Here is a 26642-nt window from a genome sequence, read left to right as displayed (position 1 = left end):
TGTAGCGTGGGTTCAATGAAATGGAACCCACGAAGGTTAATTATTTTCAGATTGACAGCTTTCAATGGGAGCTGGAATAAGAGCATTGGATGTTCAACGAACCCTAAAACTCAAACCACAATAGATTTGAAATAGAGTATTGATGTGACCCGCTAGCCTTGACAGTAGCGGTATACTACTGGGTAGGGCGAGTGACGATGTCTTAGTCAGAGGCGGTATCGAGATAACAGGAACGCATCTGGCTTTAGTCATCGTCTCGCCCAATCCAGTCGATACAAGCGGATGGCGAGAATAGCTACAAGACTTTAAGGCTTTTAATCATACTATTAGCACTGATGACACTGCGTGCCTGATAAATAATACTGAAAATCTCACTGCAAAATTGAGTATTAAGTTATTAAATAAAGTTCTCATTAAATAAGTTTAATGCGATAAGATAGTGATTAAATAATAAGACATCAAAATGTTTACTAAAGCTTAATTTCTCTTTGCGAGATAACCCCTTATAATGATCTAAATCGAATAAAAATACATTTTAGAATAGAGTGATAAATTATGAATGATTTTAATACTGTGCTACATAACGATGAAATAGACGACAGTGAAGACTTTAGACAATACCCTGATGCCAGTGGCCATTTTGGGATTCATGGTGGTCGATTTGTTTCTGAAACGTTGATGGCGGCGCTTGAAGAGCTTGAAACGCTATACTATCAAGTGAAGCAGGACCCTAAGTTTTGGGAAGAGTATCACAATGATTTGGTGAACTATGTGGGTCGTCCGACGCCGTTGTATCATGCCAAACGACTCAGTGATGAGATTGGCGGGGCGCAGATTTATTTTAAACGTGAAGACTTAAATCATACGGGCGCGCATAAGGTTAATAATACGATTGGGCAGGCATTGCTGGCTAAAATGTCAGGTAAAAAGCGTATTATCGCAGAGACAGGTGCCGGTCAACATGGTGTGGCGACGGCGACCATTGCCGCGCGTTTGGGCCTTGAATGTATTGTGTATATGGGCGCCGATGATGTAGAGCGCCAGAAGATGAACGTGTATCGTATGCGTCTGCTAGGGGCAAAAGTAGTGGCAGTGGAATCGGGCTCACGCACATTAAAAGATGCGATGAATGAGGCGATGCGCGATTGGGTCACCAATGTCGATACCACGTACTATATTATCGGTACTTGTGCAGGACCGCATCCTTACCCACTGTTGGTACGTGATTTCCAAGCGATTATCGGCAAAGAGGCGCGTATTCAGCATTTAGAAAAAACAGGTAAACTGCCTGATGCTCTAGTAGCGTGTGTCGGTGGTGGCTCGAATGCGATTGGTCTGTTTTATGATTTCCTAAACGACAAAGATGTGAAAATCTATGGCGTTGAAGCCACAGGAGATGGCTTAGATACCGATCGTCACTCTGCGCCATTGGCCAAAGGCCGAGTAGGGGTGCTACATGGTAATCGTACTTATCTAATAGCGGATGATGAAGGGCAAATCCTTGAGACGCATTCTATCTCAGCAGGTCTAGACTATCCAGGTGTGGGTCCTGAGCATAGCTTCTTAAAAGATATTAAGCGTGTCGAGTATGTCGGCTGTACCGATAAACAGGCGCTTGAAGGCTTCCATGAAGTAACGCGTAAAGAAGGTATTATCCCTGCGTTAGAATCGGCGCATGCGGTATATTATGGCTTACAGCTTGCAAAGACCATGACTCCTGAGCAGACTATTATTGTTAATATGTCGGGACGTGGTGACAAAGATTTGCATTCGGTAATGAAGGCGGAAGGCATTGAGCTTTAAAGAAAGCTTAGTGCCTAACTCAAGGTTAACTGTTTAAGAGTGAATGAAATAACTTAATGGGAAACCTAGAACTTACATAGTGTTTTAAATCTGCGTGAGTTCTAATAATTCAAATCTTGAGTGGTTACTTTTAAAAGCTTATTTAGAAACTTAGATTTAGAAGCTTAGATTTAAAAACTTAGAATCCTGATACTTAATAAATAAATGATGACGAATTAAGAGACCTCTATGACCCGTATTGAAAACACTTTTAAAACGATAAAAGAACAAAATAGAAAAGCGTTAATTCCGTATGTGATGGCCGGTGATCCCAGTCCAAACGTTACCGTTGGCTTACTGCATGATTTGGTTAAGCATGGCGCTGATATGATCGAGGTGGGGTTGCCATTCTCTGATCCAATGGCAGATGGCCCAACGGTGGCTTTGGCAGGTGAGCGTGCCTTAGCTGGTGGCACGAGTACCCATCAGGCTATCGCCATGGTAAAGCAGTTTCGGGAGCAAGATACCACGACACCGATTATTTTAATGGGTTATCTAAACCCGATTGAGATTATTGGTTATGATGAGTTTATTCGTTTGTGTGAAGATGCGGGCGTCGATGGGGTGTTGGTTGTCGACTTACCACCTGCTGAGTCTGGGAACTTTGTAGAGCATTTGGCTGAGCACAATATGAATAAGATTTTCTTATTGTCTCCAACCACGTTGCCAGAGCGTCGCCAGCAAGTGATGACCCATTGTGGTGGCTATATATATTACGTATCCTTAAAGGGTGTGACTGGGTCGGCAAGTTTAGATACGGTAGCCGTCAGCGAGCAAGTACAAGCGATTAAACAAGAAACAGATATACCGGTATGTGTGGGCTTTGGTATTCGTGATGGAAAATCAGCAGCGGCTATTGGTCAATATGCTGATGGGGTTATCGTTGGGAGTGAGCTGGTGAAACACTTTGCTGGATTGAATAATCAGTCAAGTGCTGAGGAGATCACCCGTGCTCAAGCAAACATTATGGATAAAATGTATGAATTACGTCAGGCATTGGATGCCTTATAAAGGCTAATCTGTTTTATAGTTATTGTGCATTAAAATCCTTTATAAATAGACAAGTCTATGACCAAAGTAAACAGTACCCCAAAAAATAAGCCAAATGATACTGAGTCGGAGTCAATGTCAGTATGTGAGTCTAAAACGGAAGCTGCCATTGCTAAGCTTGATCAACACAGTAGCACATGGCTGTCTCGACCAGTGCCACGCGTTAAGCGTCATAGCCTTCCACAACTAACCGCAGTTGAAACGGAGCCATCAACACAGTGTCCCCAGTGTCATTCGATGACCACCAATACGGCATTAATTTTTAACTCGTATGTTTGTCCACAATGTGATTACCATTTGGCGATGACCGCCCGTGATCGGCTGACTGGATTTTTAGATCAGGTGGATGCGGAGTTGGGTCAAGAGTTTACGACTGGAGATCCCTTGTCGTTTGTTGATAGTAAGCCTTATACCCAGCGCATGGATCAAATGCAGGAAAAAACAGGTGAATCTGAGGCGCTAATCGTATTTAAAGGCAAATTGCATGGCTTGGATGTGGTGGCATGTGCCTTTGACTTTCGTTTCATGGGTGGCTCGATGGGTTCAGTCGTGGGTGATCGCTTTGTGCAAGCGGCTGAAACGGCGCTAGCCAATAAGAGCCCTCTCATTTGTTTTGCCGCCTCTGGTGGAGCTCGGATGCAAGAAGGATTGTTATCCTTAATGCAGATGGCTCGGACTGGTGCTGCTATTGAGCGTCTGCGTCTTGCCGGCATTCCCTATATTGTGGTATTGACCAATCCTGTCTATGGTGGTGTGACGGCATCACTGGCAATGCTAGGTGATATCCATTTGGCCGAGCCTAAAGCGATGATTGGCTTTGCAGGTAAGCGTGTCATCGAACAAACGGTACGTGAGACCTTAGAAGAACCGTTCCAGCGTGCTGAGTATTTGCTTGAGCACGGTGTGATTGATCAGGTTGTGCATCGTCATCAGCTTAATGATACGGTGTATCGATTATTAGCGAAGCTGATGCGCGTGTAAATGCTCAGTGTCTTAATTTTAAGTATAGTTTTAGTAGCGAGATTAAATGACTGTGACTGTCTCTAATACCCCCTCTAGTCTTGATACCCCCACTCAATCCAGTTCGTTATCGGACTGGATTTATTATATGCAGCAGATACATGTCACTGCTATCGATATGGGACTGTCACGGGTTATTCCAGTGGCTGAACATCTAGGTTTGATTGAGTCTGCAAAAGATGATGCCTATGTCTTTACGGTGGCAGGCACTAATGGCAAAGGCTCTACCACTGCTGTGATCAGTGCTGCTTGTCAACAAGCGGGCTATAAAACGGCACTATACCAGTCCCCGCATCTGATTGATTTTAATGAAAGAGTGCGCATTAACGGACAACCCGTGGGTGATCAAACGCTTATTGATGCCTTTGTAGAGGTAGAGCAGGCTCGCCTAAAATGCGAACTGACGCTGTCTTTTTTTGAGATGACAACACTGGCTGCCATGTTGATTTTTGCTCAGGCAGATTGTGATGTCTGGGTGTTAGAAGTCGGACTTGGGGGTCGTTTGGATGTGGTTAATATCATAGAACCCGATTTGGCGGTGATTACCAATGTGGGTATTGATCATATTGATTGGCTTGGCGATACTCGAGAAAAGATTGGCTTTGAGAAGGCGGGTATATTGCGTCAGGGTATTCCTCTAGTATACGGCGAGACCGACATGCCAGCTTCCGTACGTGAAAGAGTAAATGCACTAAATTGTACGTGCTATCAAATAGGCAAGGATTATGATTTCACTGAGCCATTAACGACTGAACCTGCTATTCAAAAAGAGCAGTCGTCAAATGCCGTTTGGCAGTTTAGTAGTGCCCGTGTCACTTTGCAGTTGCCAAAACCTAAGCTATCATTAGTCAATAGTGCCAATGCAGTGGCAGCCTTGCTAGCCAGCAATCTTAATATCTCCGCTGTTCACCTTCAAAAAGCATTGCAAAAAGTCACGCTGGCAGGACGTTTTGATGCCCGAGATATTTCAGGTCGACATTGGCTATTTGATGTGGCGCACAATGAGCAGGGGATGCGCTTTTTATTAAGTCAGTTTATCCCATTTTGGCAGACTCATCAGGCTAACTATCCGAAGGGTAAGTTGCATATTGTATTTTCGATGTTAGCAGATAAGGATATTGGCGAGGTGGTAGACTTATTAGTTGAGGCTAAGTTGCCGATCCAAACCTGGCATATCGCTGAAATAGACCATCCTAGAGCCGCTAGTATTGAGCAGCTAACGAAGGTATTAAACCAGCATCCGCAGGCTCAGATACTCAGTTATCCGTCACTTGCTAAGGCAAAAAATGCCGTCATTGATGCCACAGAGGTAGATGATTTAATCTTAGTATGTGGATCATTTCATACGATAGGTGAAGTGTTGGTATCGGTTTAAGTTTTTATACATAGTATGATATGTTTTAGTTTAGTTTGATTAGCTGTTATGAAAAAGCATGACTTTCTTCATTACTCTTAAAGTTTATCAAGCTTAAACGTGCGATTCCAGCTTATAGGGTAGTCATAAACTTACCGTCATATACAGTCTTTAAAATAATGAAAGACTTAAAATTTTTAGAATTAAGTGATAATTAATACTTTTATGGAACATTAGTTAAGCAAAAATTTAACTAACTATTTAAATTATTTTATGATATAAAACAAGAATTAAGTATTTTTTGAAAGTAAATTCAAATAAAATGTAGTAGTATTGCAACCTAAACTATTTAGGCGTTGCGTTTTTCAATACTCATTTTTGCTACAATAGTGCCATTGGCATCGATTCACTCTTAGACTAATAAGTTAACACATTATGATGTTTAGCCCATATAAATATAAAAACAAACTGCTAATGGCCATCCTGTTGATAACAGGGGGAAGCCTACCCAGCTACGCTGCTTCAGTCACCACTGATTCAGAAATTAATGAACTGATTTCAAGAGCTATTGAAACTCATCCTTTAGTAGGATCAGCAAGAGCAGAACAACAGGCAACGACAGAGGGAATCAGGGCTGCAAAGTTGAATTTACTTCCTACCCCAAGTGCCTCAACCAGTTACAACAGTAGTAATAATATCGTATCTGAGATTGGTATTCGTCAGCCGCTATGGACGGGTGGGCGACTTACCGCTAATGTAAACCAAGCTATTTTTGATGATAAAGCGGCGGTCGAAAATATATATGCGCAACAAAATGAGGTGGCTAAAACCACTATTGAGGCATGGCAGACTTATGTTAATGCGGTAGCTCAGCAACGGGTCTATCTTGATAATCTGCAACAGTTAGCAAAATTTGAAGCGATGATGAATCGCCGAGTGAAACAAGGTGTATCAGCTCGTATTGACCTTGAGCTAGTTGCTAACCGTATCCTTCAAGAAACCAATGCTTTTGAAGCTGCTCAAGAGCAGCAATACATTGCAGAAGCACGTCTTCAACAAATTACCGGACGACCCCTGCCTCGTGGCAGCGAGCATAATATACCCCAGTTAAGTGTCCTTGTGGAACAAGCCAAAAGAGCATCGATTGGCTTTGAGAGGATGGCTTTTGATAATGCCAGTTTTTATAATCCTTCTGTTGTAAAAGAGCTATTCCAAATTGAGTCTGCAAAGCAAGAAGTGAAAGCGCAAAGTGCGTCACAATATCCCACTGTCTTTGCAGAATATACACATACGTATGATCATGATACCAAAGAAGATGATGGTAGATTTTACGTCGGATTAAACTACCAGCCTGGAGCCGGTTTTTCAAACCTTGCACTGACCCGAGCATCTGAAGCCCGTGTTAACAGTTTAATTCAAAATAAAGAAGCCGCACAGCGTAGTGTCATGGAGAATATCCAAGTTCAATATCAACAGTTTGCCAGTGCAAAAAGTCGTGAAGTATCCTTGGTATCCGCTGTGGCAGGGGCGCAAATTGTCTTAGACTCCTATCAACGTCAGTTTATAGCGGGTCGTAAGTCTTGGCTTGAAGTACTCAATGCAGTACGCGAATTAAGTGATTATCAAATACGTTTGGTGCAAACACGCTCTGAAATCCTTGGCTCATTCTATAAGCTGCAAGTCGACTTTAGTTTAATGCCTTGGCAAACGTTTGCACAAAACCGTCAGCCCGTCAAAATGTTTAATGCGCTTGATCCTGTGAAAGAATGGGTAAATAACCAGCAGAACTCTGTTAATAGCCGTCAGTTTGGATATGGTCAAAAAAATGGGACAAATTCGAACCCTAATTTAGTCCCTAATAGCTTGTATAACGAGGCTGATGAAAGTTCGGAAGATGAATATATCCATATATCACTTCCTTCTTCTATCGAACAAAAGCTTGATAATGGTGAGTTCGTTATGCTTGATGAAAATGGACGACCCATTGTTAATACAGTCAATACAGATGTATCAGAAACTGATGTGGTTGTTGTTAAAGCAAACCTGGCGACTCAAGAAAACGTAGTAAATAGTGGTGTAGAACCTGACACTAATAAAACGGATACCAATAACACTGATACTAATAAAATTCATACTAATAAAATTGATACTGATAAGACTGACACTAATAAAATTGATACTGATAAAATTGATACTGATAAAATTGATATTGATAAAAATAGTCCTAATACAACTAACTCATCCCTTGAAACGACATCATCAAATCCTCCACAAAACAACGTTAATTTAAAGAATTTTATGACTCAAATACCTATATCGCGCAATTCTGTTGATAAGGTACTGGTTAATGATTCAAAACCTAAAGATTAATACCTTACCTTCAGGACATGAATACTTAGTTAGATACTATATGGTTAGATCTATAAAAGATTATTTTAATTAAATAAATAGCATGCAAATTTAATGTTTACTTTAAAAAAGATATTTTATTTAAACTAAAAGCACCATTAGTTTTGAAGGAATAATCTTTTAAATAACATTCAAAATACTATTATCCAATGGATAAGAAATTATTTTAAATAAGCGGGAAATATGAGCAAAAATCAAAACCCATCTGGTAACTCAACTATAGATACTGTAGGGTCGCAGGGTGACTTGATGACAAGCACCGAAGAATTAACCACCGCACGCTCGTTAGCGGATGCTTTAAGACATATTTTAAGTCAACAGGGATACCCTATTGATACGATACGTTTGCAAGATGTGGTCAGAAAACATGACAATCAAAAAGCTATCGAGCAAGGCCGTGGTATCGATACTCTTGGCGGAGTAATCAGTGTTCTTGTTGGTTTAGGCGTCTCAGAAACACCTGAAATATTAGAGCAACCAGATGCCGCGTTTTTACCCTTACTGGCCTATCATATACGACATGGGTGGGGGGTTATTGACGGTCAAACACCTCAAGGAACGTGGAGCTTCCGTCAGGACTCACAGACTCGCTATGTACCATTAGATGAACTAAAAATTATTTTGCGTTTACGATTAACCGAAGATCATATCAAAAAGCGTAATTCAAGCTTTACAGATATTCTAAAAAAAGAGCTGTTCAGCTATAAAGGTGTGGTATTTGAAGCGGTCGTCGCCTCATTCTTGATTAACTTCTTAGCATTAGCAGTATCGCTATTTTCATTGCAAGTTTATGATCGTGTTATTCCCACTCGCGGTGTAAGCACCCTCATTATTCTCGCCAGTGGTGTGGCATTATTCATACTATTCGAAGCATTTATGAAATTTGCGCGATCGAAAATTATGGATAAAGTGGTGGTTGGTCTCGATCAGCATTTATCTCGCGAAGTCTTTCAACGCTTGCTAAGAGTGCGTATTGATCAAATGCCTGGCTCAGTAGGGTCGATGGCAGCCCAATTAAGAGGCTATGAGCAAGTTCGTAGCTTCTTTACGGCGGGTACGTTGTTTGCGTTGGTCGATTTACCCATGACCATTATCTTTTTGTCTTTAATTGCTTATATCGGTGCACCAATTATTGCATTAGTACCTATTATTGCCTCAATCATTGCCTTGTCTATGGGGCTGTTTGCCCGTAAACGTATTGATGCGATTGCGGCTGAAGGTGCCTCTGCTTCTTACTATAAGACAGGTTTATTAGTTGAATCTGTAGAAGGCATTGAAACCATCAAAGCAGGCGCTGGTAGTTGGAAGTTTTTATCGCGTTGGCTAGATGTCATGAACATTACTATTAAGAACGATCTTAATATGAAGCATGCGAATGACTATCTAAGCTACTTTACCCAAATGCTACAACAAGTCAGTTACGTGGGTATTGTTATCACTGGGGCATTTGTGGTGATGAACGGTGATATGACCATGGGTGGATTAATTGCCTGTTCTATCCTTGGTGGACGCGTCCTTGCACCAGTAATGTCAATACCTAACTTATTGGTTCAGTTCTCTCATGCTAAAGCAGCTAAAAGCATGATTGAAGCCATTTTTGCGTTAGAGCAAGATAATCATGGCGTAAACTACCCCTTATCACCTACGAAGATTAGAGGTCATTACCAGTGTGATAATCTCGTATTCAATTATGTGGGCAATGATCGTCCTGCGGTAACCGTTAAAAAGTTAGTAATCAAACCAGGTGAGCGTATTGCTATCTTAGGTCCTATTGGTTCTGGTAAATCGACATTACTTAAATTGTTATCAGGTTTATATGCGCCCACTTCAGGTAGACTTTTGTTGGATGGGTTAGATATTCAACAAATTAGCCGTGAAGCGTTAAGTGATCAAGTAGGCTATTTGCAACAAGACCATCGATTATTCCAAGGCACATTGCGTGAAAATTTATTGATTGGTATGCCGGCACCTAAAGATGATGTCTTACATGAGGCAATGCAAAAAACAGGCTTAATAAATCTAGTAGCGAACCATTCAAGCGGTCTTGACTTACCCATTAGTGAAGGGGGACGTGGACTGTCAGGGGGGCAAAAGCAATTGGTTGCATTTACCCGCTTATTATTGACAAAACCATCAGTCATGTTGATTGATGAGCCTACCGCATCGATGGATAATCGACAAGAACAACGCTGTTTGCAAGTGCTTAAACAAGAGTTACAGCATGGTCAAACACTGGTAGTGTCCACTCATAAAACGGCACTACTTGATTTGGTAGATCGTATTATTATTATGGACAAGCACCAGATTATTATGGATGGTGCGAAAGAAGAAGTACTAAAACAGCTTATGCAAAATGAGCAGGCTAAACGACAAGGCAGTACCAATAAACTCACTCAGCAGTCTGAACAAAGACCTGCTATTGACGCTAAACCTAATACGCCAAATGAGCCTAGTCATCCTAATCAACCTAATCAACCGAGTGATAGTAACCCGAATAGCTCTCAGCCTAGCACTACTGACAGTAGAGGCACCCCACAAACGAAAAGCGGGAGTCAGACTAACATAACGGCTAAGTCTACGGAGAGCTCATCTCCTAAGACAAAAATTACCATAAAACCGACTTCTGAGAACACGGTGACCGATAGACCGGTTGTCAATCAGGAGAGGCAAGATGTTAAGCCTAGCAATACCACGGCAAATAAAGGCAATGTTGAAGCAGTTACTAATGTTGAGATTGTCAGTGCAGAGGATAAAAAAGCTCCCAAAGCAAAAGCTAAGCCCAAAACGATTATTATTAACCCAAAATCTGAAGAGAAGTAGGCATGTCTGATTATAAATATATTCCCACACAGCCAAAAGTTGGCCGTGCTCGCCTCACTATCTGGATTGCCGTTGCAGGTATTATCATACTATTGGTGTGGGCTTCATTCGCAAAAATTGACCAAGTAACTCGAGCGAAAGCAACTGTTATCGCGAGTGATCGCACTCAACAAATTCAAGCTTCAGAAGGTGGTGTATTAACAGACATACTTGTCTCTGAAGGGGATGATGTTAAGAAGGGTCAACTTTTAGTTATCTTAGAAGAAGAAAGAGCGAAAGCTGCTTATGATAACTCAGCGACAAAAACAGCGGCATTACAAGCAAAATTAGCCCGTCTTAATGCTGAAATCTTTGATAGACCTCTTGTATTCCCAAAGAATGTCTTAAAATATCCAGAGTATGTGGAAAACCAAACACAGCTTTATAACCGTCGCCGCCAAGCCATTCAAGAAGAGGTGTCCTCTCTTGAAGATATGCTAGTTTTGGCGAATAAAGAGCTTAGTATGAATGAGCCTTTATTAGCATATGGTGATGTGAGTCAGGCTGATGTTATTAAACTACGACGTCAAGTCGCTGATATTGAGGCCCAAATAAATAACAAGCGTAATAAGTATTTTGAGGAAGCTCAAGCTGAAATGACCAAGGCTCAAGAAGAGCTTGATAGTGAGCTTGAACAGCTTCGCGACCGCACCCAAGTCTTGGATGAGAAGCGCTTATTATCGCCTCAAGATGGTAAAGTTAATAGCATTAATATTACCACCATTGGAGGGGTTGTTAAGCCTGGTGAAGTCATTATGGAGTTACTACCTACCAGCAGTGATCTGATTGTAGAAGCCAAGGTCAGCCCTGCTGATATTGCTTATGTCAAAGAAGGACAAGCCGCTTCTGTAAAATTAGATGCGTATGATTTCTCTATATTTGGCGCTATGCATGGTACAGTCACCTATATCAGTCCTGATACCTTAATTGAGACGACGCCAAAAGGGGAAGAGCCTTATTATCGGGTGTTAATTAAGATTGGTGAGGCAGAGTTTGCTGATCGTGGTGAAGAAATTATTATTAAGCCTGGTATGACAGCCAGTGTCGATATCAAAGCGATGGAGCGTACCGTGTTATCCTACTTGACCAAACCAATTACTAAGACTCTATCTGAGGGCTTAGGAGAGCGTTAATAGTATTAGTGCCCTTCGACAGGTAGGTCTATGTAATGTTATTGGATACGGTATTTAACCAGTTGTCACATCTGTGGCAACTGACTTAGTTTTAGGTAACAAGTAGGGGGAGTAAGCTATAGATATCATCTAAATGAATAAATTGAACAAATATCTCATTTATTTGAAAAAAAGGTTTGACACACTAATGAAAATCTATATAATACACACCCACAGAGCAAGACCTAAGGGTGATTAGCTCAGTTGGTAGAGCGTCTGCCTTACACGCAGAATGTCGGCAGTTCGAGCCTGTCATCACCCACCACTATATAGCGATGGTTTAAACACCAAGTGGATAAATAAGCTAGACGACCTTAGCAGCGGTAGTTCAGTTGGTTAGAATACCGGCCTGTCACGCCGGGGGTCGCGGGTTCGAGTCCCGTCCGCTGCGCCACATTTTAAAACTTAAGTTACCTTTTAAGTAAGTACAAAAGTTTTAACCCTAAGTATTAAGTTACTTAGGGTTTTTTTTATGCCTGTGTGTTTTATTAAAAATTGTTTTAGGTTAGGGTTTGATTTTGGGTTTAAGTTTAAGTTTAATAGGGTATTATAATATTACAAATGAAGTTAAGTTTCATTAAATTATTCTTGCAACGTATGTATACTATATTTATAATTAATTCATCAATTTATTAATAAAATGTATTATTTATGAAAACTAAACCCTATGCATTATCATTATTGCCTTTAAGTATACTGTTAATAACGACTTCTGCTCAAGCTCTTACACCCGAACAACAATACCAATATCAACAACAACGCAGCGAAGCGTTAAAGCAGCAGCAACTCCCAAATCCTAATGTTTCAATAGATACCACTGCCTATCAAACCAACACCCCGCAACAAAACACCGCACTGACTACCCAACCAGACACTAACTCTCCTTGTTTTGACATACACCACCTATATCTAACAGGTGAGCTTGCCGAGCAATTTAACTTTGCCGTATTACCGTTTACCCAAGGCTCAAGATCTATTATTGGCAGCTGCATGAGCGTGACTGATATAAATAACTTAGTCACAGCCGTACAAAACCACATCGTTGACGAAGGCTACATCACCTCCCGAGTCTTAATACAAAACCAAAACCTAAAGACAGGCAACCTATATCTCACCCTAATACCAGGGCGAGTGGATCAAATTATCGCAGACGACACTCAATCCAGTCGCCCCATCTACACCGATAGCACAGGCAATCCTGCTAACTTTGCAAAAGCCATCCCCATTAAAACAGGTGACCTGCTCAATGTACGAGACATCGAGCAGGCACTAGAGAACTTTAAAAAAGTACCCACAGCAGACGCTGACTTCTCCATTGCCCCAAGTAGCCGTATCGGCAAACCTGGCTATAGCGATATCCTCATTAAGTACAAGCAAGACAGACGCTTTAGAGTATCTGCCACCCTTGATGACTCAGGACAAGAGAGTACTGGAGAGTATCAAGGTAGCGTGACTTTATCACTAGATAATCCAACGTGGCATAACGACCTGCTTTATTTATCTTATAGCCGTAGCCTAGATGACATTGATGGTTCAGATAAAGACGGTGACAGCTGGAGTTATAACGTCGGTTATACCCTACCTATTCACTACAGCCAGCTTACCTTAACCCACAGTGGTTATGACTATGACCAAACCGTTGCCGGCGTCAACCAAGACTATACCTACAGTGGAGAATCCTACACCACCGACGCCAGCATCAGTCACCTAGTACATCGTGACAACCACAGTAAAACCTACCTAACAGGGGGTCTGTTTGCCAAACAGCAGCGCAACTACATCGATGACACCGAAGTTGAAGTACAGCGCCGTAAAACAGCAGGCTACAAAGCAGGCATTGGCTATGAGACCAGTATCGGACAAACCCAGATAATCAGTGATTTGAGCTATCAGCGTGGTACAGGGGCCTTCAATGCCATGACCCCGCCTGAATCTTTATTTAATGAAGGTAGTGCCCGTACCGGCATCATAAAAACCAATATCGACATTAACCATCCGTTTAAAATCAAAGCACAAGCACTAAACTATCATGCCAACATCAAAGGCCAATATGCCGTGGAGGCGCTAGTTCCCAATGACAGATTTAGTATAGGCGGACGCTACACCGTACGCGGCTTTGATGGAGAGCGAAGCCTAAGTGGTGATCATGGTGCGCTCATTCGTCAAGAAATCAGCGCCTACCTAGGCGACAAACCGCATGCCTTATACGCTGGGGTAGATGCAGGCTATGTCAAAATGGACAATAGCGCACAAGATGATTTGCTGCTTGGGCATCACTTAATTGGCGGTGTGGTCGGTATTAAAGGCTATATAAAGCCTGCGCATATCAATTATGACTTATTTGCAGGATATCCGCTCAAACAACCCGATGGCTTTAGTGATAAAGACTGGACGACAGGCTTTAGCCTAGGTTGGCAGTACTAAACACTGTCACTTAACCAATAGTAAATCAAAAATTACGATGTTAGATTATTCATTAATCTTTCACACAAATCATGCAATTTTTATTAAAAATATCAATATATTTATATAGGACGTGTGGAACATTCGACCATGGCACTGGCGGAGACTATTTTTTAGTCAATATGCAGTGAAATTTTTGACGCTTAGTCATTTTAAGTTAGAAAATTTCGCCATATATTGGCAAAAAAGAGTCCCGCCCCTTCGGGCTGATACTAAAATCGCCCCAGACGTTGTTACAAACCTAGCCAAGGTCTAGACATTAGCGTCAGTTTGCGCCTAGTCTGGAACGATTTTAGCTATCAGCAGTGCTAATTTGCGAATGTTCCACACGCCCTAAGTAATATTAAACAAATAGGACACCACTATGAACGCACAATGTTACCGAGTTATCTTCAACAAAGCCCGTGGCATGCTCATGGTGGTATCCGAAGCCGCCCGCGCACAAGGCAAAACGGGTAATCCTGCAAGTACCGGCAGTGATATCAGTCAAGTAGCTGCCAGCTCACAAACGCTGAGCACTGCCCAAAGTAGCAAGCTTGACACCCTAAGATCGCACTTACTGCTTGCCTTAGGACTTGCTAGTATCGTTGGCATCAGTAACCTCTCTTACGCTGACAACACCCAGATTATTGCCGATCAGACCGCCGCTAAAAACCAGCAAGCCTCCATTATCAACACCTCAAATGGGATGACGCAAGTTAACATCCAAACCCCAAGTAAAGCGGGCGTATCACGTAACGTCTTTAGTCAATTTGATGTCGGTGCTGATGGTGCGATATTAAACAACAGCCGTACCAACACCCAAACCCAAATGGCCGGATGGGTTGAGGGCAATCCTTGGCTTGCACGCGGGGAAGCGAACGTTATCTTAAATGAAGTGAACTCTAGTGACCCAAGTAAACTTAACGGCTTTACCGAGATTGCAGGTCAGCGCGCTGAACTGGTGATAGCCAATCCTGCCGGTATTAGCTGCTCAGGCTGCGGCTTTATCAACGCCTCAAGAACCACCTTAACCACAGGTGAGGCAATGATGACAGATGGCATGCTGACAGGCTTTGATGTTCAAGGCGGTCTTATTCGAGTAGATGGCACAGGGATGAATAGCAGCGACTCTGACTACACCCAGCTTATCGCCAAAACCGCACAGCTTAATGCCAACATTGCGGCCAAAAACTTAGATGTGATAACAGGCACAAACCAAGTAAGCTATGACAATAATCCTGAGAATACAAAAGTTACCAATACCACCGGAAGCACTACTAACAGTCAAACTGGCGTTGCCCTTGATGTATCAAGCCTTGGCGGTATGTATGCCGGGAAGATTCGTTTAATTGGTACAGATAAGGGTATGGGGGTGACGAATGCCGGTAGTATTATGGCAACCAGTGGCACCTTACATCTTGATGCCAATGGCAACTTGGTAAATACTGGAAGCGTTATGGCCAATCAGGGCCAAGTTGATATTGATGTAAATAATAATCAGATTGATAATTCTGGTACGATTGCCAGTAGCCGCAGCGGTCTTCATTTAAGCAGTGATGGTCTTGATAATAGTGGTGTGATCAGTGGTTATGATACCGCCAAACTGCAGCAAACACAGGGTATTAGCAACGTAGGTGACAGTGCTGAGATTAGCGCAGGTAGCTTTGATATCACAGCGGCAAGCCTAACCAATACAGGTAAACTGCTACAAACAGGTCAAGGCAACCTGTCTATTGAGACAGCTACCTTAGATAACCACAACAACGCTATCATCGGTCAAAACTTATATCCAAACCCTGCGACAGAACCTAGTGAACCTGAGGTTATCGCACCGACAACCACACCACCTACTAGTGCCGATAATGGTAGTAATATTAATAGCAGTGACCTTAATAGCACTGATGATATAAATGCTGGCAGTGAGCCTGACACTAATCCTGAGCCATTACCAACCATTACTGATGCGGGGAGCATCAAAGTGGATACGCTATCCAATACTGACTCAGGATCCATTTATGCCAATGGCAAGATGGACATACAATCAAATACCCTCAACAATACTCAGCAGTCAAGTATTGGCGTTAGCTCATTAGCCATTAATGATAATGGATCGGTTAACAACAGTGATAGCCGTATTCAATTAGATGACGTTAACTGGAAACTTGCAAGCTTTGATAACATAGATGGCAAACTTGTGAGTAGAGACAATGCCAACATTATCGTAAAAGATAATATCGATAATACGACAGGTCAAATTAGTGCAATTGGTAAATTGGCACTAACTACAGAGGCTAATTTGACTAATCGCTCAGGCAGTGTATCAGCATCACATCTTAATATAACTACTGGTCAAGATATAAGTAATGATGCAGGATTAATAGCACAAACTGACTCATCCCAAGACTTGAACATTCATGTCGGAGGGGTACTGAGTAATAAAAATACAGATGCGGCAGATAGTAAGCAGCTTGGTGTATTAGCCAATGGTAAAGCCGTTATTGACGCAAATAATATCGACAACCAACAGGGTCTAATATCGAGCAATAATTTAAAGCTAAACACCAAAGATATAGCCGGTATTAATAATAATCAAGGCGATATATTAGCCAGTGATACATTAACTATTACCACCAATAGATATAGTAACCAAAACGGCACAATAAGCGCTAATAAACTAAGCTTAACCGTTAATGATAATATAACGCATGATAAGCGCTCAACTATCAAAGCAAATGATCTTAATGTCACTACACAAGGTAATTTAATCAATAAAGATGTGCTCAAAGCGCAGAATTTGAGTCTGAATGCAGATAGTATTACCAATGAAAAAGATGCTCAAGTAGAGAGTGTTAATCGCACCCAGTTCACAGCTCATAATAAGCTTGATAATAGAGGATTGATTAACGGTAGTAAAACCTATCTTGATGCTCCTATTATAACCAATCATAGTCATGGTCGTATTTATGGTGATCATGTAGCAATTCAAGCAAATACGCTAAACAACTCGCCTGATATAAATATTAGCAAATCCGAAATTACTCAAGAGGAGTGTCAGCAAATTGATAACTGTTCAATCGAGTATAAATTAACGCCACCAACTAATCCGAACCCTACTACTAACCCTGCATGGGTAGATGCACATACAACCTACACACCCACCTACTTTAAAGTAGGTTCAAACGCAGCACCTGTTATTGCAGCACGAGAGCGGTTAGATATAGGCGTCCAAAAACTGAATAATGAAGCTAATATTGCACGAGCGAATAGATTTAATGCAGACTTTAATGGTCAAGCGCAAATTATTAGTAATGGTGAGATGCATATTGGTGGCAGTTTAGATGATGAGTATCATGCCACTGGTAAAGCGGTAGCCGTGAACAATATTGGGGCGACAATAGAGTCTTTATCTGATATGAGTATCAGTACTCAACTATTGAATAACAAAAATGCTGATTTTGATTTCTATTCAGCTCTTATAAATAGCTCAAATAAAGTTGAATATACCCCAAAAGATCAAACGGTTCGGTTTGATAAAAGCGAAATCGAGATCGATGAGCATGGATGGGATGGAGACTGGGAAAAAACTTTAGTAACACCTGATGGCAAGCGTTATAGCCATTACAATAAATTTACCTACGATGAAAATACATACCAAGATAAAACACTAAGCAGTGATCCCGCTTTAATCAGAGCTGGTGGAAACTTAAACCTATCAGCTCAAAAAGCAATAAATGATCATAGTACTGTCGTGGACGGTAAAACTTTAATCGTAAAAGATGATCCTACTAAGACGAGTCGTTTTGACTTTGAAAACATAACAACTCTAGGTAAGACTTACTTAGAGGAAACAAATAGTTATGAGACTACCTACTATACAAAAAGGAAAAGAAGGAGTGATAATCCAACCAGTAAACGGCCTTACACTTATTCTAAGACAAAAGACGTTGCTGATGAGTTTTACCAAATAGATAGCGACGCCTTACCTATATTAAAGACAGATATTCAGCTCACGGCAGCTGCTAGCGATGCGCCTAATGCTACAACCGATAAAGTGGATACCAGCAAAAATAAAAAAGCCGATGAGGAGATACGCAGTAGTGGTAATAGCCCAACTGTGCCAAACTCTAGCCTATATGCCATTAACCCAGATAGTAAAACTAACTACTTAGTTGAAACCGACCCCGCCTTTGCAGACTATAAAAAATGGCTATCATCAGATTACATGATGCAGCAATTAAACCTAGATCCTAGTGTCACCCAAAAACGTCTAGGCGATGGCTACTATGAACAACAATACATCAAAGACCAAATCATGGCACTCACAGGGCGCTATTACTTAGGCGACTATAGTAACAATGACGAACAATATAAAGGGCTAATGGATGCAGGCATCACCATGGCAAAAGCACTTAACCTACGCCCAGGTATCGCCCTAAGCCCCGAACAAGTCGCAAATCTTACCACAGACATGGTGTGGCTAGAGGAGCAAAGTATCACGCTTGCAGATGGCAGCACCCAAAAGGTACTGGTCCCCAAAGTCTACACCCGCCAAGCCGCCTCACAAATCGATGGCACAGGTAGCCTCATAGCAGCCCAAAATATCGTTGTCAACGTCACCGGTAACGTCAACAACCAAGGCCAACTTGTTGGGCATAACACCCTGAACGTTAAAGCACTTAATCTAACTAACGAAAACGGCGGCGTTATAGCCGGTAACTACCTACAAATTAACACTACAGAAGACTTCACCAACAAAGCCCAAATCAACGCAAACAATGCCGCAAATCTTGACGTCGGTGGTAACTTCAACAACCAAAGCGATACCTATAGCACAAGCTCAACCAAAGGATTAAGCTCAGGTAGCCGAACTGGCATCAGTCAGCTTGCCACCATCTATGTCGGTGATGGTCTAAAAGGTCAAACTGACGCAAACGGCAAACCGCTTATCACCTTTAATGCCAATGTCGGCGGTAACACCACCTTTGAAGCTGGAGTGCTTAACAACCAAGGCGGCAGTACCCGAATCAACACCACAGGCGATACCAAGCTTAATGCCGTGAACACAGGCTATCAAACCAATGCCATTGGGGATGCTAACAACTACTATAAACAAGGTGAAACCCGTGACATTGGTAGCCGTATCACAGGCACAGGCGATGTTACCATCCTCTCAGGTGACGATATCACAGGAAAAGCCGTCACCCTAAGCTCAGATAATGGCACAGTAGGACTCAAAGCGGGTAATGATATCACCCTAACAGAGGGTCGTCACACCCAAAACCTATCTACTGGCATTAAAGTCACTGACAAAGGCCTGCTTAGCAAAACAACCACCCAAGACCGCTATGACAGCCAAAGTGACACTGCCATCAGCAATAGCATTGAAGGTAACACAGTTATCTTTGACGCTGGCAATGACGTGAACCTTACTGCCACTAATGCTGTTAGCGATACCGGTACCTCTATAAAAGCGGGTAATAATGCCAACATTTTAGCAGCACAAAACACCTCAAGCACCACTCGTGAGAGCAGCACCAAAAAATCAGGCGTATTTAGCTCAGGCGGGTTCGGCTTTACCATAGGTAAGCAAAAAACAGAAAATGACAACACCCAAACCGCACTGACCCATACCGGCAGCAACATCGGCGCGATAGACGGTAACGTCAGCATCAGTGCTGGCAATCATATCCAGCAAACAGGCAGTAACGTCATTGCAGGAATAGGCGATCGTCAATCTGTTGACAGTAGCGATACAGAGCGTGGCAACGTTGTCTATCAAGCCAAAAGCGTTGATATTGACAACGAAATGGATTTCTACACCAACCAAAGCGAGCAGACATTCAAACAAAGCGGACTAACGGTTTCTGTCTCAAACTCACTTATCGATAGCGCCCAAAACATAGACAGCCTCATTGATGCTGCAGGCAATACCAGTAGCCCTCGTATGAAAGGCTTAGCAGCCATCAGTGCAGGACTCAAAGTCAAAGATTTAGCTAAACAAGGCGGCGCAGCTTTAGAAGCTATAAAAGCTGGCAACCTAAAAGATGTGGGCTCAACCCGCATACAAGCCACCATAGGCAGTAGTAAATCGCAGTCCAATACACAAAGCGATAGTGAGCAAAGCCAAGCCTCAACTATTCAAGCTGGGAACAACCTTGCCATTATTGCCACAAGCAGTGGCAAAGACAGTAATATCAACATCAATGCCAGTGACATCAGTGTCGCTAATAATGCCCTATTTAAAACAGACAATGATTTAAATATAAACGGCGTGGCACAAACCGAGCAAACACGCAGCAACAACAAAAGCTCAAGCTTTGGAATAGGGGCTTATGCCGCTACTAACCCAGGTGGAGAGACAAGCGCAGGTATCACCCTTAACGCCAGTGGCGCTAAAGGCCATGCCAACAGTAACGCAACCACTTATGCCAACAGTCACATCAATGTGGGCGGCACCACCACATTAGATATCGGCAATGATGTCAATATCAAAGGCGGTGTACTCACCACAGACACACTCACAGGGCAAGTGGCAGGGGATCTAAACGCAGAGAGCCTGCAAGACACTTACAAGTATGACAGCAAGCAGAAAAATGCAGGGTTTAGTGCCGATATTGACATAGTTGGTAAGGGTAAAGGCTCTAACCTATCTATCAACGGTGGTAGGACTAACCTTGATGCCGACTATGCCGCCGTCACTGAGCAAACGGGTATTTACACTCAGCAATCAGACTTAAAGGTTGGCGGCAAAGGCAGCTTTAAAGGCGCCGCGTTCACCACAGCCTCAATTGATGACAACCAGACTGTCTTTGCTCAAGGTATAGACACCTCAGATATCCAAAACCATAGTAACTATGACGGTGAAGCCATAGCAGTTGGCGTAAGCTTGGGTCAGTCTAACGGAAAAGCCTCAGCTAATATGCAAGGCATTGGCTATGGCAGTGATGGTGACAGTCAAACCAGTACAACCAAAGCTGGTGTAACAGGTATGGCAGGGCAGTCTGATGTGACTACGGCTACTAAAGACAGCTTAAATGAAGTGTTGGTTAATAGCTTTGATGCCAGTACCGTCAATGAAGAGCTTGGGGCTCAGGTTGATATTACGAGGGCTTTTGGACAGGAAGCACCGAAGGCGGTTGGGGATTTTGCGAGTAATATGCAACTTAAATTAATTGATACAGGCAATATTGAAGAATCTAAGAAGTGGGCGGAGGGTGGAACATATCGAACTATCCTGCACACAATGATAGGCGCCCTTGCTACCGGTAGTATTGATGGAGCAATTAGCAGCGGCACAACATCTCTAACAGTTCCGTTTGTCGATAAGTATCTTGAAGGTCAAGGCTATGATGATAATACAAAAGGTGCTATTTTATTGGGCTTATCTGCAAGTATTGGGGCTGTAGTAGGTGATGATACGTCAAGTACAATAAATAGCTTCAACCAAACAGATAATAATTATTTAGATCATTTACAAAAAGCTCAAAAAGCTAGAGAGCTTAGTGATTGTGAATCAGTTAAATGTGTTGTAGAGGTAACTCATAAATGGGATGTTATAGACTCTAAACAGAGTAAAGCTTTTAATGATGCCTATGATTCATGTAGAAACTATGCAAAATGTGATCAATTCTATAAGATACATGTTATTGAGCGTGAAAGACTAACTAGAATGGGAATTGCAGAGTTTAAAAAAGACCTAAGTAACGGTAGGTTGAACGAGAATTGGAAAGCTGTTACAGATAGTAAAAACGCGTTTCATAATTTTAATGTAACTGGTAATGAAGTTAGAGAAAAGGTTAATGGAAAATATCCTAATATAAAATACATACACAACAATGGTAATTTTGAGGTTATCATTTCCAGAGAACGCAATTCCGATGGCAAAATAGTTTATATCGAACAACCTAACAGCCGGGCTACATATAATTATGGCACTTCAACTCTTGATCACATAGATTTTGATGTAGATCCTTGGGCAGATTTTGGCAGCGGGTATGGTGATAATACGACCTATGGATCAAGACGCGTTCAAATATCTGGTAAGTATTTTGGAGAGTTTTCAATGTTTGAAATAACAAAACGAAGGAATGCGATATCTGAGTTTGAAAGGATTGATAGACAAAAAACTAGAGATTAATTTATGAGTAATTATGAAAGATTAGCCTATGTAGTAACAATTAACATGTTTTTAGGTATATTAATTGCTATTTTTTAAGCTTTACTAGGGTGTGTTGATATATAGCAAGAAATAGAGGACTATATGACTAGACTAACATAAAGTGATGCCCAATGGTCAAAGTTAGCATCGTACTGCGCGGGTATACCCACTGACCGATGCAAAAAGCGTTAGATAACAGCCTGTCTATTTAAGCGCTCCTATGGATTATTCGTACTGGCAAGCCCATGGCGAGACTTACCGCCTAAATTTGGTAACTGGAACAGTGTTTATAAGAGCTACCTTAGATGGGGAAAAAGTAAAATGTTTAGCAACCTATTTAATGCTCTAAATGACCCTGATTTAGAGTATGCCATGATTAATGTGACTATCTTATAAGTAAAGCGCTATGGAAAAGGTGGAAAAAAGGGGGCTTTATGTCAGGTAAATGGCAAACCTAGAGGCAGTATGAAGACTAAAATCATTGCAATGTTGATGCTTTAGGTAACCCCGTTGACTTTACCTTATTCAAATGACAACAGCATGATATGGCTGGTGTTAAACCATTAATTGAAGACAAAGAGTTTGGTGCATTACTTTCCGATGGATCCTTTGATGCCGACTGATTACTACTGGATTTAGGAGCTCGTGGTAGCTAAGCGTTATACCCCCTAAATGCTCTCGTTTAAAGCAACGAAATTTCGATAAAGAGAAGTACAAATGGAATCATTTGATTGAGAACTTTTTTTGTAAACTTAAAGACTTTAAGATAATTGCTATGCATGCTTAAAAAACGGATGAGTGGTTTGCTGATAATATCTACTTTGCAGCGATGATTATCCATTTACGTTAATTGTCAACATGTCCTATTCGATTAATTGTAGAAAAAACTAAGCTATTTTGTTTTACAAATTAAATTTATGTTTTATTCATGGCTATACAATATGATTAAAAAAGAAAGATTTTATTTAGGGTTTATATCAGACATATATATAAGTATTGTAGTATATATAGTTTTTCAGTCTATAGATTATACTGTACTATTTATATTCTTTACTCTAAGTTTGGTATATTCTTTAATCTTGTTTCTGATAATAAAGACTAAAACTAGCAGTACAAACGCTAAAATTCTGCAATACATTTCTTTTGTCATCACCTCATTCATTAAGTTTTTTATATTATTTCTAAGTTTGGTGAGTGTTTAGTTATTTAGGTTAATATTGAAAACCCCGAATATATCCGAGAGTGAATTACATGAGTCAGGCAGCTTTGCTTGACATAGTAGGACTATCATAGAATCGTCTTTCAAATTCATAAGATGACACATATCCAATCGTATTATGAATGTTAGTTTTATTAAACCTGAGAGGCGTTAAAAATTGATTGAGTATTGATTTAGCTTCTCAATGCGAGAGCTGTGATCGAGTTACGCCCCATTCTAGGGAAGCCAGTTTACCATCAATCACACTTTGCCACTGCTGTTTTAGACAATCAATCACCTAAGTTTTATAAATAAACATATATCGAATATGGATGTAAGTTAATTCTATCCATACATCAAACTTAAGACGAGATTGTATATATTCTTCTAATCGACAAAAAAGTGCTGCTCATTTTATAAAAAGGCTGGGCTTTTAGTCCAGCCTTTTTATATTTAACAAAACAATCCCAGCCAATCAGTTTAATAATGTTTCTAAGACGATGAAGAAGTATTGAACTATATTGTCTTATCCAACAACCCTTTGTAAACGCACCACGTGTGGTCATAACAAGCGCTTTAACCTCAATTGAAACGATTGAACGTGGTGAGTTGGTTTGGTCACGAGAAGAATTTGGTGAGAAGTATGATTATCGCCCTGTTGTTGCTACTAAAGTTACACCTAATATACCTATTTATGAGGTTAAGGTGCAGCATGATAATGGATTAGAAGAAACCTTCGGCACCACCGAAGAGCATCCATTCTGGATTGACGGACTAGGTTGGTGTAAAGCGTCTATCTTAGAAGAAGGAATGAAGTTACTGGATAAACACGGTAAAGCAACCGCTACCGTGATGAGTCAAACTGCTTTAGAGCAAACTGATACCGTTTATAACTTTGAAGTACAAGACTTTAGCACCTATCACATTGGTGAGCTGGGTGTTTGGGTTCATAATGCAGATTGTTGTGAGTTTACTAGTAACTGGGGAAATATTGAATCCAAATTTAAAGAAGCAGGTTGGGTGGATCCGAAAACAAATAAGGTTCGATATTTAGATCCATTCGATGGTAAATTTAAAGATTTTCCTGATAATGTTAAACCCACGGTTGATCATATCTTACCTAGAGCCGAAGCTAAAAAGATAGCGGGTAATAAGCTAACAACAGCAGAGCTAAACAAAATCATCAATGATCCTGATAATTTAATGCCCCTACCTGGTCATTTAAACTCATCTAAAGGCGGTAGAGTAGAATATAAAAATGGCGGTTGGGTGCAATACGGTAATAATGGGAATCCTATACCGATTAGTCCTGCTTACAAACAACATATTGATCAGATTCAAAGGAAAGTTCGCCAAGATATATTAGATGCTATTAAAGCTAAAGAGGGAAAATAAAATGAATAGCTACGTTTTAAGTGAATTTAGTGAAGTTTATTATGATATGAGTGAACTTAACGCAGACAGTATCTATTATAAGAATCGAATTAGTTCATTAGGATTAGATCGATTCCGTCATGATCCTTTAAACTTCAAAAACGTCAAACCTAAAGATATAAGCTTTCATGAGTATTTCTTTGAGCCATTTAAAGACGCTCAACCTGAAACTTATGCAGTGCTCTCTCAAGTTAAAGAAAAGTTCTTTTATGCCATTAAAAGATCGGAAATTCCAGCAATAATGTCTGATACGACAGCTTTTGGTATCGATATAAATGGGATTATTGTTTATTTGGATTTTAGTCCTTATATTACAGAAAGTGCTGAGCAAAATGAGTATAATTTTCCTATAGAGATTATTGAATCGTGGCTGTGGCATAGTGCAGGTTGGTATATTCCAGAAAGTACACATATTCCACCATTAGTTGCAAGTGCTCTACCGTCAAGTAACAACCCTCCTTTAGGATCAATTTGTCCAGATATTGAAGGAAAGAGCAAAAAAGCTCGAGAGAAAGTAGCCTTTTTAGAAGAAAAGTTTCAACAGCCGTTTTTAGTAGACTATGAAGATGATGATAGTTATGCGACTCATTTTCAGCTTCGAGCCTTACTCGATACTAGATTTAACTTCTTAGAGCAACCAAAAAACTTTCAGCTATTCTCAATTGTCAATCACGCTAAAAAAGAAATGTTTTTTATTGAAGAACAAGATGTTTATAGCATTAAAAAACTCAATAACCCTGCTGAAGCAATTGACAAATATGCCGCTCACTTATTGAATAGACAAGAAGGTTTTTTTGACTTTACAGCTTATGGTGAGGATTTTCAGTATTAGCTTAGCTTTTACAGTATCAGTAGCTTATTTAGTACCTATCCAGACAGTAATATCAACATCAATGCCAGTGACATCAGTGTCGCTAATAATGCCCTATTTAAAACAGACAATGATTTAAATATAAACGGCGTGGCACAAACCGAGCAAACACGCAGCAACAACAAAAGCTCAAGCTTTGGAATAGGGGCTTATGCCGCTACTAACCCAGGTGGAGAGACAAGCGCAGGTATCACCCTTAACGCCAGTGGCGCTAAAGGCCATGCCAACAGTAACGCAACCACTTATGCCAACAGTCACATCAATGTGGGCGGCACCACCACATTAGATATCGGCAATGATGTCAATATCAAAGGCGGTGTACTCACCACAGACACACTCACAGGGCAAGTGGCAGGGGATCTAAACGCAGAGAGCCTGCAAGACACTTACAAGTATGACAGCAAGCAGAAAAATGCAGGGTTTAGTGCCGATATTGACATAGTTGGTAAGGGTAAAGGCTCTAACCTATCTATCAACGGTGGTAGGACTAACCTTGATGCCGACTATGCCGCCGTCACTGAGCAAACGGGTATTTACACTCAGCAATCAGACTTAAAGGTTGGCGGCAAAGGCAGCTTTAAAGGCGCCGCGTTCACCACAGCCTCAATTGATGACAACCAGACTGTCTTTGCTCAAGGTATAGACACCTCAGATATCCAAAACCATAGTAACTATGACGGTGAAGCCATAGCAGTTGGCGTAAGCTTGGGTCAGTCTAACGGAAAAGCCTCAGCTAATATGCAAGGCATTGGCTATGGCAGTGATGGTGACAGTCAAACCAGTACAACCAAAGCTGGTGTAACAGGTATGGCAGGGCAGTCTGATGTGAC

The 26642-nt window shown here is 41.2% G+C and carries 12 protein-coding genes and 2 tRNA genes; all 14 read left to right on the top strand.

From position 1 onward, the window contains the following. The first annotated feature begins 555 nt into the window (after positions 1-555). Positions 556-1803, top strand: coding sequence for a tryptophan synthase subunit beta (gene trpB / locus AC2SLT_RS09345; RefSeq protein WP_486547390.1), 1248 nt, complete (start codon positions 556-558; stop codon positions 1801-1803). A 228-nt stretch (positions 1804-2031) separates the two neighbouring features. Then, positions 2032-2853 (top strand): tryptophan synthase subunit alpha, encoded by an 822-nt coding sequence (trpA, locus tag AC2SLT_RS09340; protein ID WP_486547389.1) that lies wholly within the window; start codon positions 2032-2034, stop codon positions 2851-2853. A 114-nt stretch (positions 2854-2967) separates the two neighbouring features. Beyond that, on the top strand, positions 2968-3873 hold the full coding sequence (accD, locus tag AC2SLT_RS09335; RefSeq protein WP_486547513.1) for an acetyl-CoA carboxylase, carboxyltransferase subunit beta: 906 nt from the start codon (positions 2968-2970) through the stop codon (positions 3871-3873). A 46-nt stretch (positions 3874-3919) separates the two neighbouring features. Further along, positions 3920-5287 (top strand): bifunctional folylpolyglutamate synthase/dihydrofolate synthase, encoded by a 1368-nt coding sequence (locus AC2SLT_RS09330; protein WP_486547388.1) that lies wholly within the window; start codon positions 3920-3922, stop codon positions 5285-5287. 414 nt (positions 5288-5701) lie between these two features. After that, positions 5702-7636 carry a TolC family protein gene (locus AC2SLT_RS09325; protein ID WP_486547387.1) on the top strand — a complete coding sequence of 645 codons (1935 nt, stop codon included), beginning with the start codon at positions 5702-5704 and terminating at the stop codon, positions 7634-7636. 222 nt (positions 7637-7858) lie between these two features. Next, entirely contained in the window at positions 7859-10495 is a 2637-nt protein-coding gene (locus AC2SLT_RS09320; protein ID WP_486547386.1) for a type I secretion system permease/ATPase, read from the top strand. 2 nt (positions 10496-10497) lie between these two features. Continuing rightward, positions 10498-11667, top strand: coding sequence for a beta-barrel domain-containing protein (locus tag AC2SLT_RS09315; protein WP_486547385.1), 1170 nt, complete (start codon positions 10498-10500; stop codon positions 11665-11667). A gap of 228 nt (positions 11668-11895) precedes the next feature. Beyond that, positions 11896-11971 (top strand) — tRNA-Val (locus tag AC2SLT_RS09310). Between the two features lie 52 nt (positions 11972-12023). Further along, positions 12024-12100 (top strand) — tRNA-Asp (locus tag AC2SLT_RS09305). Positions 12101-12357: 257 nt separating this feature from the next. Continuing rightward, positions 12358-14130, top strand: a complete 1773-nt coding sequence (locus AC2SLT_RS09300) for a ShlB/FhaC/HecB family hemolysin secretion/activation protein (RefSeq protein ID WP_486547384.1) — start codon at positions 12358-12360, stop codon at positions 14128-14130. A gap of 403 nt (positions 14131-14533) precedes the next feature. Next, positions 14534-22288 (top strand): two-partner secretion domain-containing protein, encoded by a 7755-nt coding sequence (locus AC2SLT_RS09295; RefSeq protein WP_486547383.1) that lies wholly within the window; start codon positions 14534-14536, stop codon positions 22286-22288. Positions 22289-24065: 1777 nt separating this feature from the next. Beyond that, positions 24066-24902 carry a polymorphic toxin-type HINT domain-containing protein gene (locus AC2SLT_RS09290; RefSeq protein ID WP_486547382.1) on the top strand — a complete coding sequence of 279 codons (837 nt, stop codon included), beginning with the start codon at positions 24066-24068 and terminating at the stop codon, positions 24900-24902. Position 24903: 1 nt separating this feature from the next. Further along, positions 24904-25773 carry a hypothetical protein gene (locus AC2SLT_RS09285; RefSeq protein WP_486547381.1) on the top strand — a complete coding sequence of 290 codons (870 nt, stop codon included), beginning with the start codon at positions 24904-24906 and terminating at the stop codon, positions 25771-25773. 15 nt (positions 25774-25788) lie between these two features. Continuing rightward, positions 25789-26642, top strand: an 854-nt coding sequence (locus AC2SLT_RS09280) for a hemagglutinin repeat-containing protein (protein ID WP_486547512.1), incomplete at its 3' end; no start/stop codon positions are given.

It is taken from the genome of Psychrobacter sp. CX18 (genome assembly GCF_057396215.1).
Note: the sequence above shows the minus strand (reverse complement) of the source record. Positions and strands in the feature narration are given on the sequence as shown.

What these genes read in the sequence shown, in the direction of transcription:
- trpB (WP_486547390.1), top strand. Translation starts at nt 556, where the DNA reads ATGAATGATTTTAATACTGTGCTACATAACGATGAAATAGACGACAGT.
- trpA (WP_486547389.1), top strand. Translation starts at nt 2,032, where the DNA reads ATGACCCGTATTGAAAACACTTTTAAAACGATAAAAGAACAAAATAGA.
- accD (WP_486547513.1), top strand. Translation starts at nt 2,968, where the DNA reads ATGTCAGTATGTGAGTCTAAAACGGAAGCTGCCATTGCTAAGCTTGAT.
- AC2SLT_RS09330 (WP_486547388.1), top strand. Translation starts at nt 3,920, where the DNA reads ATGACTGTGACTGTCTCTAATACCCCCTCTAGTCTTGATACCCCCACT.
- AC2SLT_RS09325 (WP_486547387.1), top strand. Translation starts at nt 5,702, where the DNA reads ATGATGTTTAGCCCATATAAATATAAAAACAAACTGCTAATGGCCATC.
- AC2SLT_RS09320 (WP_486547386.1), top strand. Translation starts at nt 7,859, where the DNA reads ATGAGCAAAAATCAAAACCCATCTGGTAACTCAACTATAGATACTGTA.
- AC2SLT_RS09315 (WP_486547385.1), top strand. Translation starts at nt 10,498, where the DNA reads ATGTCTGATTATAAATATATTCCCACACAGCCAAAAGTTGGCCGTGCT.
- AC2SLT_RS09300 (WP_486547384.1), top strand. Translation starts at nt 12,358, where the DNA reads ATGAAAACTAAACCCTATGCATTATCATTATTGCCTTTAAGTATACTG.
- AC2SLT_RS09295 (WP_486547383.1), top strand. Translation starts at nt 14,534, where the DNA reads ATGAACGCACAATGTTACCGAGTTATCTTCAACAAAGCCCGTGGCATG.
- AC2SLT_RS09285 (WP_486547381.1), top strand. Translation starts at nt 24,904, where the DNA reads ATGAATAGCTACGTTTTAAGTGAATTTAGTGAAGTTTATTATGATATG.